The sequence below is a fragment of the Butyricicoccus porcorum genome, assembly GCF_002157465.1.
GTDB classification, from domain to species: domain Bacteria; phylum Bacillota; class Clostridia; order Oscillospirales; family Butyricicoccaceae; genus Butyricicoccus_A; species Butyricicoccus_A porcorum.
This window is the reverse complement of record NZ_NHOC01000010.1, coordinates 186,974-203,545: the sequence shown is the minus strand read 5'-3', so window position 1 is coordinate 203,545 and position 16,572 is coordinate 186,974. Positions and strand designations below refer to the sequence as shown.

The window sequence follows — 16,572 nt, the reverse complement described above, 5'->3', positions numbered from 1 at the left end:
GAAAAGCTGTATCGATATATGAAGGACATGATGGATACCGAAGGGATCTTTCTGGAACCGAGTGCATGTGCGGCCGTGCACGGTGCAGTGTGCATGAATACAGAATCGGAGACAAGACGCTATCTGGAAGACAATCAGCTTGTTTCGCGGATGGCAAATACCACGCAGATTGTATGGGCAACCGGCGGAGGCCTTGTGCCTCAGACGATCCGGGACGACTATATGCGCACAGCAGCGGAACTGGAAAAGGACAGTTGAAATGTACGATACACATATGCATACGACGCCGTTTTCTTCTGACAGCCGAATGAAAATTGCCGAGGTTCAGCAGTATGTGCGGCAAACTGGAATCGGTGTCGTGCTGACGGAACATATGGATTATGAATTTCCAGAGCCAAAGGTATATGAATTTGATCCGGAAGCGTACTTTTCCGCATATGCGCCACATCGGAGCGACACGCTTCTCCTCGGTGTGGAGATCGGATTGCAGCGCTTTGTTGAGGGGAAGAATCAAACGTTGGTTTGTTCCTATCCCTTTGATATGGTGATTGGTTCCATTCATGCTGTATGTGGCAGGGATTTATATGATCCGTCGTATTTTCAGCTTTTTCCGGACAGGAAAAGCGCTTATACGGCATATCTGGAAGCCATGTATGAAAATGTCAGAAGCTATGATGATTTCGATACCCTGGCACACATCGATTATGTCAGCCGACACGCGCCATATGAAAATTCTATCCTGCTGTACGAGGAGTTTCCAAATCTGTTTGACAGAATACTGGAATGTCTCGCGGCAAAAGGAAAATCACTTGAAATCAATACCCGGCAGTTTGGAGATGGGCGGGCAGTAGCTGCACTTCGTAAGCTGTGCTGTCGGTTTGCTGAGTCGGGTGGGCGTACTGTGACCATCGGTTCGGACGCACACGACTGCGGCAGCATAGGGGCGTATCTGAAAGAGGCATACCAGCTGGCCGCAGCGTGCGGGCTGACTCCGGTATATTACAAAGAGCGACAGGCCTGCATGGCGCTGTGACACTGAATGCTTTCAAGGGCAGGTATTCCTTTCATCTCGTGATATTTCATCTTATGATAAATGACACCCGATCTTCCACGGTATGAAGATCGGGCTTTTTCATAGATTTTACCTTATTGCCATCTTTTTGTTACGGTGTTGTTGTGTACATTGCCGTGTGGATATGATATAGTAAACAAAGAAGGAGGGTGAGCGATGTGATGCTGATTTCAACTGTGTCACCGGTGTGTTTCTGGCTGGTTGTGATCATCGCCTGTCTGATAATAGAAGCAGTGACGACACAGCTTGTCACACTCTGGTTTGCGGCCGGTTCCATCGGTGCGCTGCTTGCGGCAAATGCCGGTTTGAGCTGGGCGGGACAGTTTGGAATCTTCCTTGTCCTGTCGTTCGTGCTTTTGTTGCTGCTTCGTCCGTTGCTGCGCGGGGTTCTGCGCCCGCAGCGGGATAGAACCAATGCAGACCGCATTCTCGGACAGGAGGCGGTTGTGGTACAGGCGATTGACAACAGGAATGGCACGGGTCAGATCCGCCTGATGGGTCAGATCTGGACCGCCAGAAGTATCCACAATGAACAGATTGCAGAAGGAGAAACCGTTGTTGTGCGGGAAATATCCGGCGTAAAGGCAATGGTGGAACACTGTGATGAAAATGGAGGTAATGGATCGTGGTATTTGTGATCATTGTTTTGGCACTGATTGTGCTCATCGTACTGGTTTCCAACATCAAGATTGTCCCGCAGGCAAAAGCCTACACCATTGAGCGCCTTGGTTCGTATCAGGGCACATGGCAGACCGGCCTGCATTTTAAAATTCCGCTGATTGAAAAGATTGCGCGCAAGGTCACACTCAAAGAACAGGTCGTTGATTTCGAGCCGCAGCCGGTTATCACGAAGGATAACGTCACGATGCAGATCGATACGGTTGTTTATTTCCAGATTACCGATCCGAAGCTGTTCACCTATGGCGTGGAAAACCCGATGGCAGCGATTGAAAACCTGACCGCGACGACACTGCGAAATATCATTGGAGATCTCGAACTCGATGAAACGCTGACCTCCCGCGATGTTATCAACACCAAGATGCGCACCATTCTGGATGAAGCAACCGATGCATGGGGCATCAAGGTCAACCGTGTCGAGTTGAAAAACATCATTCCGCCGAAGGCAATTCAGGAATCGATGGAAAAACAGATGAAGGCGGAGCGTGAACGCCGTGAGGCAATCCTTGTTGCAGAAGGCCAAAAGCAGTCCGCCATTCTTGTCGCACAGGGTGAGAAGGAGTCTATGGTACTGCGCGCAGATGCAAAGCGCGAAGCACAGATCAAAGAAGCACAGGGTCAGGCAGAGGCGCTGATGACTGTGCAGAAGGCACTGGCGGATTCCCTCGAGCTTTTGAACAAGGCGGCACCGAATGACCAGGTCATTCGCCTGAAGGCGTTGGAGGCATTTGCAAAAGCCGCAGACGGCAAGGCGACCAAGATTATCATTCCGTCGGAAATCCAGGGACTTGCAGGGCTTGCAACCTCGCTCCAGGAGGTCTGGAAGACGGAAACTCCGGATAAATAATCAGATAATGCAGCAGCTCCACCGGACAGATGATCTGGTGGAGCTTTTTTGTACGTATATTTTTTTGGACATACGCATACGCTGTGCACAGGGAATGGAGTGGTGCAGATTTGAGTGGAGTAAAAAAATTCCGTATTACTCTGATTGTCGCAATCTGTGCGGCAATTGGCGTGGCAGCCTTCAGCAGGCTGTATGTAGGAAGGACACTGCCGGAACACGATCCCGGCACGGCAGAGTTGCAGGAGCATGCAGCTGAGGAAACAGAAGGAGATTCCGGTGAACAGACAGAACTTGTGCTCGGAGAAGAGGTTTTTCTTTCGGCTGTAGAGGAAGCACTGGGCGGACAGCTGGAAGTGTCCGATTTATCCGCAGAGATCGGTGAAAATGGGGTAGTCCTATTATCCGGTTCTGTGAATAAGTCTGATGCTGCGGCACTGTTAAAGGAGCAGGATGACAGCATTTCCTCGGCATATCTCTCCGTTCTGGATTTGCTGCCGGATAGCCTGCCGCTTCAGCTGGAGCTTACATTGTGTGCCGATGGCGGCGCGGTTGCAGTTGTGCCGAAAAGCCTGAAGGTGGCGACGATGGAAATTCCGGATACAGTGGTGGGGCAGATGCGTTCAATCAGCTGGAAACGAGCATAAATCGAAGTCTGGCCGGAAAACTCAGCCGGGTGGAATCGATTTCCTCTGCCGACGGAAAATTGACTGTAACAGGGGCGAAGGCATAAAGAAAACCCGACTGGGAAACCAGTCGGGTTATTTGCTATGTAAATCAATAACGGCCTGCGCCAACGTAATGCGAAGAATAGTAGCTGCTGTTCAGGCTGTCGGTGCAGACACCTCTGCGGGAGTTTGCCGCGTGGATGATCTGACCATTGCCCATGTAAATCGCTACATGACCGACACCGCTGCCGTCGTTGGTGAAGAATACCAGATCGCCCGGCTGAAGGCTGGACTTGGAAATCTTCTTGCAGCTGGAATACTGCGAAGCGGAAGAGCGCGGGATGGATTTACCGAAGTGCTTGTACACGTACTGGGTAAAACCAGAGCAGTCGAAGGAGCTCGGGCCGGATGCACCGTAAACATACGAGCAACCGAGGAAGCTCTTAGCGTACGAAACAATGCTGGAGCCGGAAACACTGCCGCCGGTGCTCGGGGTCGTATCCGAAACACTGCCGCCGCTGGATGGCTTGGTAGAAGACAGGTAGCTGGAGCCGACATAGCCGTAACCGCTGCCGTACTTGATCTTATACCAGTAACTGGAGGTATTGACTACGCTGACCTGCTGGCCATAGGAAAGGGTGCCCTTGGAAGCGTAGGAAGTGCCTGCGCCGGAGCGGACATTCAAACCGGAAACCGTGCAGTACATCGTCTTTTCCTTGTTGGACGGAGCAGAAACCGGAGTGGTGGAGCTGCCGGACGGCTTGGAAGAGGACAGGTACTTGGAACCGACATAGCCGTAACCGCTGCCGTACTTGATCTTATACCAGTAACTGGAGGTATTGACTACGCTGACCTGCTGGCCATAGGACAGGGTGCCCTTGGAAGCGTAAGAAGTACCCTTGCCGGAGCGGACATTCAGACCGGAAACCGTGCAGTACATCGTCTTGGAAGAGGAAGTGGTGCTGGACGAACCGGAATCAGAATCTACTGCCGAAGAGGATGTATACTTGCTGCTGATGTAGCCATAGCCGCTGCCGTACTTGATCTTATACCAGCTGCCGGAGGTGCCAACAACCGTTGCTGACTTGCCCTTGCTCAGGCCGCCAACAACACCATAGGAAGTACCCGGGCCGGAGCGGACATTCAGTGCAGAGGCTGTGATATAAACGGTCTTGGATGAGGTCGTGGAAGGAGTCGTCGAAGAAGACGAGCTGCCGCTGGTCAGGTACTTGCTGTAGACATAACCAGTCTTGCCGTTTACCGTGACCTTTGCCCAACTGCCGGAAGTGCCCAGCTGAGAGGTAGTGGTTCCCTTTTTCATCACGGTAAGCACAGAATATGAGCTACCTGGGCCGGAGCGAACATTTACATCCGTGGTAGAAGTTACGTTTGCTGCCAGAGCGCCTGTGCAGACAACAGCAGTAGCTGCTGCCGTTGTTACGGCGAACTTCATCTTCTTCGAACTTATCATGGTAGGAACCCTCCTGATTTCACTAAAATTATTTGGCTGACAGCGCCCTGTTGAGCCAGACTACAGCGATATCCAGTGCTGTATAAAGGCCATCTTTTTCCGTTTTCTTTACAATTCTGTCCTTTGGACGGACGCTGGGGGATGTCTGCTGCAACTGAACGGAAACACGCGTTGCGACCTCGAGATCCTTGACCATCTTAGTCTCGAGAATCTGCATCATGATGATATAGCGGTCGCTCATGCTGCCGTAATAAATGATATTGTCATGTCTCATCAGAGGGTGGCCCTTGTATGTGAGGATGCCGTCATCCGCATCTTTTTTGGAAGTAGCTGACATAAGGTAATCTCCTTTGCAAAATAAATTTCGTTTCACACGCAATAGGATTAGTATACCACGTGAGAGATTTCATGTCAAACAGGGGACAAGCACACACGCCGCACATCGAGGTTACAAAACGCCTCATCAAACATTACAATACGGTTACATTTTCTTTAGTATAGCACATGACACCTGTACTGTCAAATATTTTGTTACCATTTTGCAAAGAAAAAGCGTGAAACCCCGGGATATTGGGGTTTCACGCCGCAGTGTTTTGCTATTTTGGAAGGTTACATAGAGTTATTGGGTGTATTTTGCGCTGATATAGCCGGTTTTTCCGTTGAATTTCATACGATACCAGCCGTTCTTTTTCTCGAAGACCTCCACGGTTTTCCCTTTTTTCAGAGTGCCAATGGCCTTGTATTCCTTGCCGGGGCCGGAGCGAACATAGAGGTCGGTGGTGATGGTTACCGTTTTACCCGCGGCGGGCTTTTCGGGTGCAACCTCTTTGGCATACTTCTTGCTGATGTAAGCATATCCGTCCTTATACTCAATCTTGTACCAGTCTTTTGTCTCTGCAACAACAGTCGCAGTTTTGCCCTTCTTGAGGGTTCCGATGGACTTATATTCCTTGCCGGGGCCGGAACGGACATTCAGCGAGGATGCAGTCACCTCAACTGTTTTGGTGATATCCTTCGTGTATTTGCTGCTGATATAGCCGTACTTGCCTTTGTATTCAATCTTATACCATTTGCCGGATGTTTCGACAACGACAGCCTCGCCGCCCTTTTTCAGATATCCGATGGTGCTGTATTTCGTTCCCGGGCCGGAACGGACGCGCAGCGAAGAGGCAGTGACAGAAACAGTCTTTTTCTCCACATTTGCGTCATCAGGGGAATCGGGAGCATCCTTCAAATATTTGCCGTATACATAACCGGTCTTACCGTCGACCTTTACCTTGATCCAGTTGCCGCTCTTTCCCAGCTTCTCTGCTGAGGTGCCCCTTTTCATGACTGCGACAACAGCGCAGGAATTATCGGGGCCGGAGCGAACATTGACATCAGTGACAGAAACAACATTGGCGGCGAATGCGCCGGTGCAGACAATCACAGTCGCAACTGCGGCAGCAGCCGCTATTTTCATCATTTTGGTACGCAGCATGTCAGAGAACCTCCTTCTGTTCAGGCAGGTAATCTCTCCCGGGATTGATTGGTTTGTGCGCAATTTCCGTATTCAATAGCTATTTCGTTGTATCAATCATACCACGATCCAGAGCATATAGCAAACACAATACAGAAACGATATGGAAACACTTCAGTAACACTTTTGGGTAAGTATCCTCCAACATCTGACCAGAAAAACACAGGACGTCCGAAGACGCCCTGTGAAAATCCCTGTATTACAGTTCAAGATAGTTGGAAATCAATTCCTGCATCAGCTCGTCACGATCAATTTTGCGAATCAGGCTGCGTGCATTGTTGTAGTTGGTAATATACGTCGGATCCTCCGAGAGCAGATAACCAACGATCTGGTTGATCGGATTATAGCCCTTCTCTTTGAGAGCGTCATATACCGTCTGAAGCACACGCTTCATTTCCTTGTCACTTTCTTCTTTCATACTGAACTGTCTGGTTCCGTCAAGCATTGCGGGCCCTCCTTTCAACGTACTTTCATAATAATACAGAAATCTCAATTTGTAAAGAGCTTTGTTACGAGTTTGTTACTTACGGAGCTTTGCGTCGAACTGCTTCTCCAGAGCGGCGATGGCCTTTTTCATTGCGCCGTCGCACTCTTCATCGGTCAGCGTGCGGTCACTGCGGCGCAGTCTGAGGGAATAAGCAACACTCTTTTTGCCTTCCGGAACCTGGTCGCCCTTGTAAACATCGAACAGAGAAACCGCTTCCAGAATGCCGCCGACGGCCTTGGAAATTGCCTTTTCCATATGTGCGACCGGAATGCTCTCGTCGCACAGAACTGCGATGTCGCGGGTAGAAGCCGGATACTTCGGCAGCGGCTGGTAAATCTTTTCTGTGGAGAGACAGCCGAACATAACATCGAGATTCAACTCGGCAGCCAGCACCTCGCTGTTGCCAGCGCCGTAGTTCTTTGCAACAACCGGATGAACCGTGCCGAATACACCAATCTCCGTATCGCCGGAAAGGACTCTTGCGCAGCGGCCCGGATGATAGGATGGATGATCGGTGACCGGTTCAAACGATACATCCTGTACACCCGTGTCGTTCAGGATTCGCTCGATGACGCCCTTGAACTGGAAGAAGGACAGGCGGCCATACGAGCCGAGCGTCAGGATATGCGGCTCCTGCGGGAGGGTCTCTGCGTCAACCTCACCGTCCTTGAGTGCCGGAAGATAAATCGTCGCGATTTCATACAGGCTTGCAGTTGCATTGCGATAGTTGAAGTTGTGCATCAGGCAATCCAGCATGGACGGCAGGGAAGTGGTGCGCATGACGCTGAATTCTTCGCCCAGCGGATTGAGAATCTTGACCGACTTGCGCTTTTCACTGTCCTCCGGCAGGCCGATGCTGTCATACATCTTCGGGCTGCCGAATGAGAAGTTCAATGCCTCGTCAAAACCGCAGGCGCGTGCCAGAATGCCGATATTCTTTTCAAAGTTCTGCTTCGGAGTCAGTGCACCGAGTACGGATTCACCGCCGAACAGCGTAGTCGGGATGTTGTCATAGCCGTACATACGGGCAACCTCTTCGGCGAGGTCGCACATGCGCGAGATATCAGTGCGGTAGAATGGAACGACAACCTCATCGCCCTCAACTGCAAAGCCAAGGCGCTCCAGATAACCGACAATTTCCTCACGGGACAGGTCAATACCGAGCAGGGCATTCATCTTGTCGCATTCCAGCGGCAGGCGCTTGTGCGCATCGCTGGTTGCGTCGACATCGATGATGCCGTCGACAACTTCACCTGCACCGAGCATTTCGACCAGCTCGCAGGCACGATTGACTGCATCGACGGTCATGCGCGGGTCAAGACCCTTTTCAAAGCGGCCGGAGGCCTCTGTGCGCATACCCAGCTTCTTTGCAGTGATACGGACCGTTGCACCGTGGAAGTTCGCCGACTCAAAGACGACCGTGTTGGTGTTTTCGGTGATTTCGCTCTCATAGCCGCCCATGACACCTGCAACCGCAGTGGCAGTGGTTCCGTCAGCGATGCAGACCATGTCATTATCGAGATAATGATTCTGTCCGTCCAGCGTCTGGATAAATTCGCCGTCCTTCGGGCGACGGACAATGATCTTGCTGTCTTTCAGGCAGGCGTAGTCGAATGCATGCATCGGCTGACCATATTCCAGCATGACATAGTTGGTGATGTCGACGATATTGTTGATCGGGCGGACACCGGCAGCATGCAGGCGCTCGCGCATCCAGGCCGGGGACGGCTCGATTTTAATGTTCTTAACCAGGCGCGCGGTGTAACGCGGGCACAGATCCGGTGCATCAACCTCGACAGACAGACTGTTGTTGATGTCACCGCCGCAGCCCTTGACAACCGGTGCATGCAGCTTGAGCGGGCGGTTAAAGGTAGCCGCAGTTTCGCGTGCGAGGCCGATGATGCTCAGGCAGTCCGGACGGTTGGATGTAATTTCAAAATCGGTGACATATTCGTCGAGACCGATGACGGTGCGGATGTCAACGCCGACCGGAGTTCCCTCCGGCATGAGCAGCAGGCCGTTCGGATCGCCGTACGGGATTTCGTTGAGCGTCAGCCCCAGTTCCTCATGGGAGCACATCATGCCGTTGGACGGTACACCGCGCAGTTTGCCCTTGGTGATCTTCACACCGCCCGGCAGCTGGGATTTGTGCAGGGCAACCGGTACAATGCTGCCGACATGTGCGTTCGGCGCACCGGTAACGATCTGAATCGGCTCTTCCTTGCCGACATCGACCATGCAGATGACCAGATGGTCGGAATCCGGGTGTGGTTCGTTGGACAGAATCTTACCCGTGACAACATTTTTGAATTCTTCGCCGAGGTAATCAATTTCCTCGACCTTCGAGCCGGACATCGTCATCTTATCCGCATATTCCTTGTTGGTGATGCCCGACATATCTACAAATTCGGAAAGCCAGCTCATTGGCAGCTTCATGATTTCATTCCTCCAGAGTTCAGTATAGTATCCGTTTGCGTGTTCTCAGCTTAAAACTGGTGCAGGAAGCGCACATCGTTTTCATAGAACATACGGATGTCGTTGATCTTGTAGCGGCTCATAACGATGCGCTCCAGACCGATGCCGAAGGCATAGCCGGAATACTCGTCCGGATCAATGCCGCAGACCTCGAGAACCTTCGGATGAACCATGCCGCAGCCGAGGATTTCAATCCAGCCCTCGCCCTTGCAGAGCGGACAGCCCTCGCCGTGGCACTGGAAGCACTGCATATCCATCTCTGCGGACGGCTCGGTGAACGGGAAGTGATGCGGGCGGAAACGGACAACGGTGTCCTCGCCGTACAGCTTCTTTGCGAACATTTCCAGAATGCCCTTCAGGTCGGACATGCGGATGCCCTTGTCGACAACCAGACCCTCGATCTGATGGAACAGGGGGGAATGCGTTGCATCGACAGCATCGGAGCGGAAGACGCGGCCGGGGGCAATGATGCGGATCGGCGGCTTCTTATGCTCCATCGTACGAATCTGAATTGGAGAGGTCTGCGTGCGCAGAACCACGTTGTCGGAAATATAGAAGGTGTCCTGTGTGTCGCGTGCCGGATGATCCTTCGGGATATTCAGCGCTTCAAAGTTATACCAGTCCTTCTCGACCTCCGGGCCTTCGCCGATGGAGAAGCCCATGCCGATGAAGATATCCTTGACCTCGTCGAGCACGGTGCTGATCGGGTGCTTGGTGCCGACGGTGACTTCCTCGCCCGGCATTGTAACGTCAATGGTCTCGCTCTTGAGCTTGGCCTCCAGTGCGATGGCCTCCAGACGCGCCTTGTTTTCTGCCAGACCAGCTTCAATGGATGCGCGAAGGTCGTTGACCAGCTGGCCGAATGCCGGGCGCTCTTCCGGAGCCAGATTGCGCATGTTCTTCATCAGCGCCGTGACCTCGCCCTTTTTGCCGAGGTACTTGACGCGAATGGCGTCGAGCTCACGGGCGTCCTTGCTGGCAGCCATCGCCTGTTCAGCAAGCTCCCGGATAGACTGTAATTTCTCCTTCATCTGTTAAAACAACTCCTTGCGAATTTTATTGCACAAAAAAACCTCCCGCCCCACTTGAGAAAACAGGGACGAAAGGCAAGGGAATGCTTCCGCGGTACCACCCGGATTCCGGCGCACAGCCGGCACTTGGGGATTGGTAACGGGAATCTCCCGCCGGTGCTTTTGGACACCGGAGCTCCCGGGCGAACTTCACCGTACCGTTTCGGCGGACAGCTTTCAGCCGATGGCTGTCCTTCTCTGGTGCCGCAGTGGGCGTCGGTTACTCTTCCCGTTCCTGGCTTTTTTCACGTTGCAATTGAATATACTACTATTTTATATCATATGAGCGTGCAAAAATCAAGTGTATTCTTGACAACAATACCGGAAGATACTATAATATACTGGTCTTAAATAAAAGAAAGGCGTTGAAGAAGAGGAGTACATTCCTGTACAGCCGGCAAAGAGAGGGAACGGTCGGTGTAAGTTCCTGCGGCAGGGGATGGAAGGTCGCTTCTGAGCCGAAGTACCCAAACCGGTTTTCGTTCCGGCGGTAGGTGCTTCCGATTTGCCCCCGTTACGCGGCACAAAGTGCGCACAGGTTTTCTGTGCGAATTTAGGTGGTACCACGGAGCTTTCCCTTCGTCCTGATGATTCCGGACGGAGGGTTTTCTTTTTTATTCCGGTACACCTGCCCTCAGATTTGAATGATATTCTTATAGGAAGGAGGCAATACTCGTGACCAACGAATTGCCAAAGACGTATGATCCCAGCGCCACGGAAGATAAGCTGTACAAAACGTGGGAAGAAAAGGGATATTTCAATGCCGAAGTAGACGAAACCAAAAAACCGTTTACCATTGTTATTCCGCCTCCGAATGTCACCGGTCAGCTGCACATGGGCCATGCATTCGATGAGACATTACAGGATATCCTCATCCGCACCAAGCGTATGCAGGGCTATTCCGCCCTGTGGATGCCGGGCACCGACCATGCGGGCATTGCAACCCAGATTAAGGTAGAGGAAAACCTGCGCAACGAGGAAGGGCTGACTCGTTATGATCTCGGCCGCGAAAAGTTCCTTGAGCGCGTCTGGGACTGGAAAAATCAGTACGGCAACCGCATCATTCAGCAGCTGAAAAAGCTCGGCTCGTCCTGCGACTGGCGCCGTGAACGCTTTACCATGGATGAGGGTTGCTCGAAGGCAGTCAAGGAAGTTTTTGTCAACCTGTATGACAAGGGCCTGATTTACAAGGGCAGCCGTATCATCAACTGGTGTCCGCACTGCGCAACTGCCCTGTCTGACGCAGAGGTAGAGTATGAAACCCAGCCGGGCAAGCTGTGGTATATCAAGTATGATATCAAGGATTCCGAGGAGAGCATCATTGTCGCAACTACCCGTCCGGAGACCTTTATGGGCGATACCGGTGTTGCGGTCAATCCGGACGACGAGCGCTATCAGCACCTGATTGGCAAGAAGGCAATCCTGCCAATTATCGGCCGTGAAATTCCGATTTTTGCCGATGATTATGTCGATAAGGAATTTGGTACCGGCTGCGTCAAAACGACGCCGTGCCATGACCCGAATGACTTTGAAATGGGACAGCGCCACAATCTGGAACAGATTCTGGTGTTCAATGAGGATGCGACTGTCAACGAAAACGGCGGTAAGTATCAGGGAATGGATCGTTACGAATGCCGCAAGGCAGTTCTGGCGGATCTGGAAGCCGAGGGACGTCTGGTCAAGATTGAGGATCACACGCACAACGTCGGCACCTGCTACCGCTGCGGCACGACGGTTGAGCCGATGACCTCCGCGCAGTGGTTCGTCAAGATGGCACCGCTTGCAAAGGAAGCGATCCGTGTCGTTGAAGACGGGGAGATTAAGTTTGTTCCGGAGCGCTTCAGCAAGACGTATATCCGCTGGATGGAAAATGTCCATGACTGGTGCATTTCCCGTCAGCTGTGGTGGGGTCACCGCATCCCGGCATATTACTGTGAGGACTGCGGCGAAATGGTTGTCGCCAAGGAAGATGTCACCGTATGCCCGAAGTGCGGCAGCACGCACATCCGTCAGGAGGAAGATGTACTGGATACCTGGTTCTCCTCTGCACTGTGGCCGTTCTCCACGCTTGGATGGCCGGAAAAGACCAAGGAACTGGAGTACTTCTATCCGACGGATACGCTGGTCACCGGCTATGATATCATCTTCTTCTGGGTTGCCCGCATGATTTTCTCCGGCATGGAGCACATGAAGCAGGTACCGTTTAAAACGGTATATATCCATGGCCTTGTCCGAGACGAGCAGGGCAGAAAGATGTCCAAGTCGCTCGGCAACGGCATTGACCCGCTGAAGGTCATCGACCAGTACGGTGCAGACGCACTGCGCTTCACGCTGGCAACCGGTAACTCGCCCGGAAATGACATGCGCTATTCCAAGGATCGTGTCGAGGCGAGCCGCAACTTCTGCAATAAGATCTGGAATGCATCCCGCTTTATCCAGATGAATCTGACCATCGATAAGGTAGCGCTGCCGAAGACGCTGACGATGGAGGACAAATGGATTCTGTCCAAGTACAATACGCTGGTTCAGGATGTCACGACCAACATTGACAAGTATGAGCTTGGCATTGCCGCACAGAAGCTGAATGATTTTATCTGGGATGTTTTCTGTGACTGGTATATTGAGATCGCAAAGACTCGCCTCCAGAACAAGGAGGACAAGGAGACCTGCGAGAATGTCCAGAATGTCCTGTGCTATGTCCTGTCCGGCTCGATGCAGCTGCTGCATCCGTTCATGCCGTTTATCACGGAGACCATCTGGCTTGCATTGCCGCATGAGGGCGAGACTGTCATGCTGTCCAAGTGGCCGACCTATTCGGAAGAGCTGCACTTCGAGGCAGAGGAAGCACAGATGGAAATCCTCATGGAGAGCATCCGTGCAATCCGCAACCGCCGCGCTGAAATGAATGTTCCGCCGTCCAAGAAGGCCCAGATTTACGTTGTCACCGAAAATGCAGAGCATCAGTCTGTATTTAAGGAAGGCGAAGCTTGTTTCCTCAAGCTGGCGTACTCCAGTGCGCTTAGCATTTCTGATACTGCACCGGCTGACGCGGCAAAGATGGTATCGGTTGTCACCGGCGATGTACAGATGTATATGCCGATGAACGAGCTGATCGACTTTGAGAAGGAAAAAGCACGTCTCAACAAGGAAAAGGCAAAGGCACAGAAGGATCTGTCCTTTATCGAGAAGAAGCTGGGCAATCCGGGATTCCTCAAGAAAGCGCCGGAGCAGGTTGTCGAGGGCGAGCGCACCAAGGCAGCCAAGCTGAAGGAGCAGATCGCCAAGCTGGATGAGAGCCTGGCTGCACTGGACTGAAGCATATGAGCGATTACGAACAGATTTTATCTGCTATTCATGCGCACGGCCGGTTCAGCGGAACACCGTGCCTCGACCGCATTCGCGCATTGCTCGCCGCACTGGGCAATCCGCAGAAAAAACTGAAATTTGTTCACATCGCGGGAACCAACGGAAAAGGCAGCATTGCCGTGCTGACGGCGGCTGCTCTGGAACAGGCCGGTTATCGAACCGGTCTGTTCGTTTCTCCGTTTGTTGTCGATTTCTGTGAACGCATTCGTATAAACGGCACATATATCCCACGGGAAGACCTGTGCCGCATTGCATCGCGCGTCCTCGAGATTGAGCAGTATTTACAGCTGCCGGAAGGGGAGTGTATCGGTGAGTTTGAATTTACCACCGCGTGCGCGATGCTGTATTTCCTCGAACAGGGCTGTGATATTGTCGTGCTGGAGGTTGGACTCGGCGGGCGTTTTGATGCGACCAATGTCATTGACTGCCCGGAGGCCGCTGTTATGGCGCATGTAGCGCTCGATCACATGGCGGTGCTCGGCAATACGGTGGAAGAAATTGCCGCGGATAAAAGCTATATTGTAAAATCCGGCTCGCTGCTCATCAACTATCCGAAGCAGAAGCCGTCGGTCGATCAGGTGCTGAAAAAGCGTTGCTATGACATGTGCGTGCCCTATCTTCCAGCCGCACAGCCGGAAAATATTGCGTGCACGCTGGAGGGCACGGAATGTGTGATTGACGGTCAATCGTTTTGCCTGCGGATGATTGGCAGGCATCAGGCGTATAACGCCGCTACTGCATATACAACTCTGACTGCTCTGCGCGGCAAAGGCTGGAGCATCCCGGACGAGGCGATTTCTGCGGGCTTTGCCAAAGCATGCATGACTGCCCGTCAGGAGATTGTCCGGCGCGAACCGCTGCTGATGATCGATGGCGCACACAATGTCGATGGCGTGACCGCATTGTGCGAAACGCTGGACAGCATGCTGCCCCAGGGCGGCATTTCGCTTGTACTCGGCATGGTCGCAGATAAGCAGTATGAGGCGTGTGTGCGCATGCTGACGCGCCGCGCGGATGCCATTTATACCGTTCAGCCGGACAATCCGCGCGCGCTGTCCAGCCGCCAGCTTGCTTCCACAATCCGTGAATTTTCGCCGTATACCAATGTATTTGACTGCGGTGATATCGGTTCTGCCCTCCGGCGCGCACTCGGATCTGCGCAGGACGATGATGTTGTGATTGTCTGCGGCTCGCTTTATGTCGCAGGAGAAGCAAAAAATGCCCTCAAAGACGGCATTATCTGACAGAAAAAATAGATCGCTTTGACTATAATAGAACTGCCTGAAAACAGGCAGTTCTATTTTTTTTCGGGAGTTGAAAAACAAATGAAATGTTCACACAAGCGGGAGAACTGCGGGATTGTCATCCGCTTTAACGGTGAGTTGGGTCATCACGAAGCGGCACAGTGCGTGGAATATCTCGAGAAAACAATGACCTTGTATGCGACGGAACCAATTTTTCTCGATCTGTCCGGATTGACCTTTATGGACAGCTCTGGTATTGCGGTCGTGCTCGGGGCACAGCGCAATGTGCTTGGGGCAGGTCAGACATTTACTGTTGTCGGCACGCCGCCTACAGCCATGCGTATTTTTCAGGCGAGCGGTATCGTCAGGCGCATACAGTTTATTCCGGAGCTGCCGCATCTGCCGGAGCCGGAGGATGAGGAGGAAGAGCCATGCACAGCGAAATCAACCAGATGAGTATCAAATTCCAAAGTCGTTCCAATAATGAGGCATTTGCGCGGCAGGCAGTTGCAGCCTTTGCCGCGCAGCTCGATCCGACGATTGAGGAGATTAACGATATCAAGACGGCGGTGAGCGAGGCAGTGACAAACTGTATTGTTCATGCGTATCGGGATACACTCGGATACATAACTGTCGCGGCGAAGCTGTATGATGACGGGGAAATCCAGATTGTTGTACGAGATAAGGGCTGTGGCATTGCGGATATTCAGCAGGCGCGCCAGCCGATGTTTACCACTGGCGACGCAGGGCGCTCCGGCATGGGTTTTACCATTATGGAGAGCTTTATGGATCGCCTGCGCGTGCGCTCGCGTGAAGGGGTTGGAACACAGGTCACAATGACCAAACGGATTGCGGCGCGCCTTGGACAGAAATAATGCCGCAGAGCAGCTCCGCCTGATCCGGCGTGCACAAGCAGGGGAGGAAGATGCCTGTGAAACGCTGATTCGGGAAAACAGCGGTCTGATTTGGAGCATTGTCCGTCGCTATGCCGGGCGCGGCGTCGACATGGAGGATTTGTATCAGCTTGGAAGTCTTGGTTTTGTCAAAGCAGTGCAGGGCTTTGACTGTGAGTATGGCACGCGTTTTTCCACTTATGCTGTGCCGAAAATCAGCGGGGAAATCCGGCGTTTTCTGCGCGATGACGGCACAGTCAAGGTCAGCCGCACCATCAAATCACTTGCTATTCGCGTCAATGCCGCACGCGAACAGCTTTCGATGAAGACGGGGCGTGAGCCGACGATTTCCGAGTTATCTGAGCTGCTGGATGCCTCACCGGAAGAGATTGCAGCGTGTGAAAGTGCGCTGGTTCCGACTGACTCGCTCCAGCGGGAAATCGGTGACGACGGCGCGACGCTGGAGCACCTTGTGGGTGACGACGGCATTGAGGAAAAAGTGCTTGAATCTGTCCTGCTGCGCGACAGCATCCACCGTCTGAATGAAAAGGAGCAAAAAGTCATCTTGTTGCGTTATTTCCGCAGCCAGACACAGCAGCAGTGTGCGGCTGCGCTGGGAATTTCACAGGTACAGGTGTCGCGGCTGGAACGGCGCGCGATTGAGCACATGCGGGAGATGATGACGGAGGCATAGCGGCTGTATCAAAAGGCACTGCTGTTGTAGCGAAAAACGACCGGGCAGGATGAGATCTGCCATCACCCCCCTGGTTTTGCGTCTGTTAACA

The 16,572-nt window shown here is 52.6% G+C and carries 15 protein-coding genes, 1 pseudogene and 2 other annotated features; of the genes and pseudogenes, 10 read left to right on the top strand and 6 right to left on the bottom strand.

The window, feature by feature from the left end; all coding sequences use genetic code 11:
- The 5 genes and pseudogenes from CBW42_RS14740 to CBW42_RS11820 form a co-directional block, all read left to right on the top strand.
- A pseudogene (locus tag CBW42_RS14740) lies at window positions 1-258 on the top strand (D-serine ammonia-lyase); the annotation flags it as partial.
- A gap of 1 nt (window position 259) precedes the next feature.
- The gene (locus CBW42_RS11835) at window positions 260-1,033 is read left to right on the top strand and encodes a histidinol-phosphatase HisJ family protein (RefSeq protein WP_087020522.1); all 774 of its coding nucleotides are present in this window, start codon (window positions 260-262) and stop codon (window positions 1,031-1,033) included.
- Window positions 1,034-1,233: 200 nt separating this feature from the next.
- Complete coding sequence (locus tag CBW42_RS11830) at window positions 1,234-1,710, top strand: NfeD family protein (RefSeq protein ID WP_087020525.1); 477 nt, start codon at window positions 1,234-1,236, stop codon at window positions 1,708-1,710.
- Window positions 1,698-2,597 (top strand): SPFH domain-containing protein, encoded by a 900-nt coding sequence (locus CBW42_RS11825; RefSeq protein WP_205703629.1) that lies wholly within the window; start codon window positions 1,698-1,700, stop codon window positions 2,595-2,597. The genes CBW42_RS11830 and CBW42_RS11825 overlap by 13 nt, the downstream gene beginning before the upstream one ends.
- Window positions 2,598-2,707: 110 nt before the next feature.
- Window positions 2,708-3,241, top strand: a complete 534-nt coding sequence (locus CBW42_RS11820) for a hypothetical protein (protein WP_087021778.1) — start codon at window positions 2,708-2,710, stop codon at window positions 3,239-3,241.
- Between the two features lie 130 nt (window positions 3,242-3,371).
- On the opposite strand, the gene CBW42_RS11815 is transcribed toward CBW42_RS11820, so the two are convergent.
- The 6 genes from CBW42_RS11815 to pheS all read right to left on the bottom strand — a co-directional run bounded on the left by CBW42_RS11815 (window position 3,372) and on the right by pheS (window position 10,245).
- Window positions 3,372-4,733 carry a C40 family peptidase gene (locus CBW42_RS11815; RefSeq protein ID WP_087021775.1) on the bottom strand — a complete coding sequence of 454 codons (1,362 nt, stop codon included), beginning with the start codon at window positions 4,731-4,733 and terminating at the stop codon, window positions 3,372-3,374.
- A 28-nt stretch (window positions 4,734-4,761) separates the two neighbouring features.
- The gene (locus tag CBW42_RS11810) at window positions 4,762-5,070 is read right to left on the bottom strand and encodes a hypothetical protein (RefSeq protein WP_087021773.1); all 309 of its coding nucleotides are present in this window, start codon (window positions 5,068-5,070) and stop codon (window positions 4,762-4,764) included.
- Window positions 5,071-5,352: 282 nt separating this feature from the next.
- On the bottom strand, window positions 5,353-6,213 hold the full coding sequence (locus CBW42_RS11805) for an SH3 domain-containing protein (protein ID WP_087021770.1): 861 nt from the start codon (window positions 6,211-6,213) through the stop codon (window positions 5,353-5,355).
- Window positions 6,214-6,451: 238 nt separating this feature from the next.
- Window positions 6,452-6,697, bottom strand: coding sequence for an IreB family regulatory phosphoprotein (locus CBW42_RS11800; protein WP_087021767.1), 246 nt, complete (start codon window positions 6,695-6,697; stop codon window positions 6,452-6,454).
- A gap of 75 nt (window positions 6,698-6,772) precedes the next feature.
- The gene (gene pheT, locus CBW42_RS11795) at window positions 6,773-9,175 is read right to left on the bottom strand and encodes a phenylalanine--tRNA ligase subunit beta (RefSeq protein WP_087021763.1); all 2,403 of its coding nucleotides are present in this window, start codon (window positions 9,173-9,175) and stop codon (window positions 6,773-6,775) included.
- Window positions 9,176-9,225: 50 nt separating this feature from the next.
- Window positions 9,226-10,245, bottom strand: a complete 1,020-nt coding sequence (pheS, locus tag CBW42_RS11790) for a phenylalanine--tRNA ligase subunit alpha (RefSeq protein WP_087021760.1) — start codon at window positions 10,243-10,245, stop codon at window positions 9,226-9,228.
- Window positions 10,246-10,306: 61 nt separating this feature from the next.
- Window positions 10,307-10,530, bottom strand: a binding site (T-box leader).
- A 110-nt stretch (window positions 10,531-10,640) separates the two neighbouring features.
- Window positions 10,641-10,874, top strand: a binding site (T-box leader).
- Window positions 10,875-10,959: 85 nt separating this feature from the next.
- On the opposite strand from pheS, the gene CBW42_RS11785 reads away from it, so the two are divergent.
- The 5 genes from CBW42_RS11785 to CBW42_RS11765 all read left to right on the top strand — a co-directional run bounded on the left by CBW42_RS11785 (window position 10,960) and on the right by CBW42_RS11765 (window position 16,481).
- A complete protein-coding gene (locus CBW42_RS11785; RefSeq protein WP_087021757.1) occupies window positions 10,960-13,599 on the top strand; it encodes a valine--tRNA ligase in 2,640 nt (879 codons plus the stop codon).
- A gap of 5 nt (window positions 13,600-13,604) precedes the next feature.
- Window positions 13,605-14,894, top strand: a complete 1,290-nt coding sequence (locus CBW42_RS11780; RefSeq protein WP_087021754.1) for a bifunctional folylpolyglutamate synthase/dihydrofolate synthase — start codon at window positions 13,605-13,607, stop codon at window positions 14,892-14,894.
- Window positions 14,895-14,975: 81 nt separating this feature from the next.
- Window positions 14,976-15,350: an anti-sigma factor antagonist gene (locus CBW42_RS11775; RefSeq protein ID WP_087021751.1), complete on the top strand. Its 375-nt coding sequence runs from the start codon at window positions 14,976-14,978 to the stop codon at window positions 15,348-15,350.
- A complete protein-coding gene (gene spoIIAB, locus CBW42_RS11770; protein ID WP_087021749.1) occupies window positions 15,326-15,769 on the top strand; it encodes an anti-sigma F factor in 444 nt (147 codons plus the stop codon). Before CBW42_RS11775 ends, spoIIAB begins: the two co-directional genes overlap by 25 nt.
- On the top strand, window positions 15,756-16,481 hold the full coding sequence (locus CBW42_RS11765) for a SigB/SigF/SigG family RNA polymerase sigma factor (RefSeq protein ID WP_205703636.1): 726 nt from the start codon (window positions 15,756-15,758) through the stop codon (window positions 16,479-16,481). Before spoIIAB ends, CBW42_RS11765 begins: the two co-directional genes overlap by 14 nt.
- The last annotated feature ends 91 nt before the right edge of the window (window positions 16,482-16,572 follow it).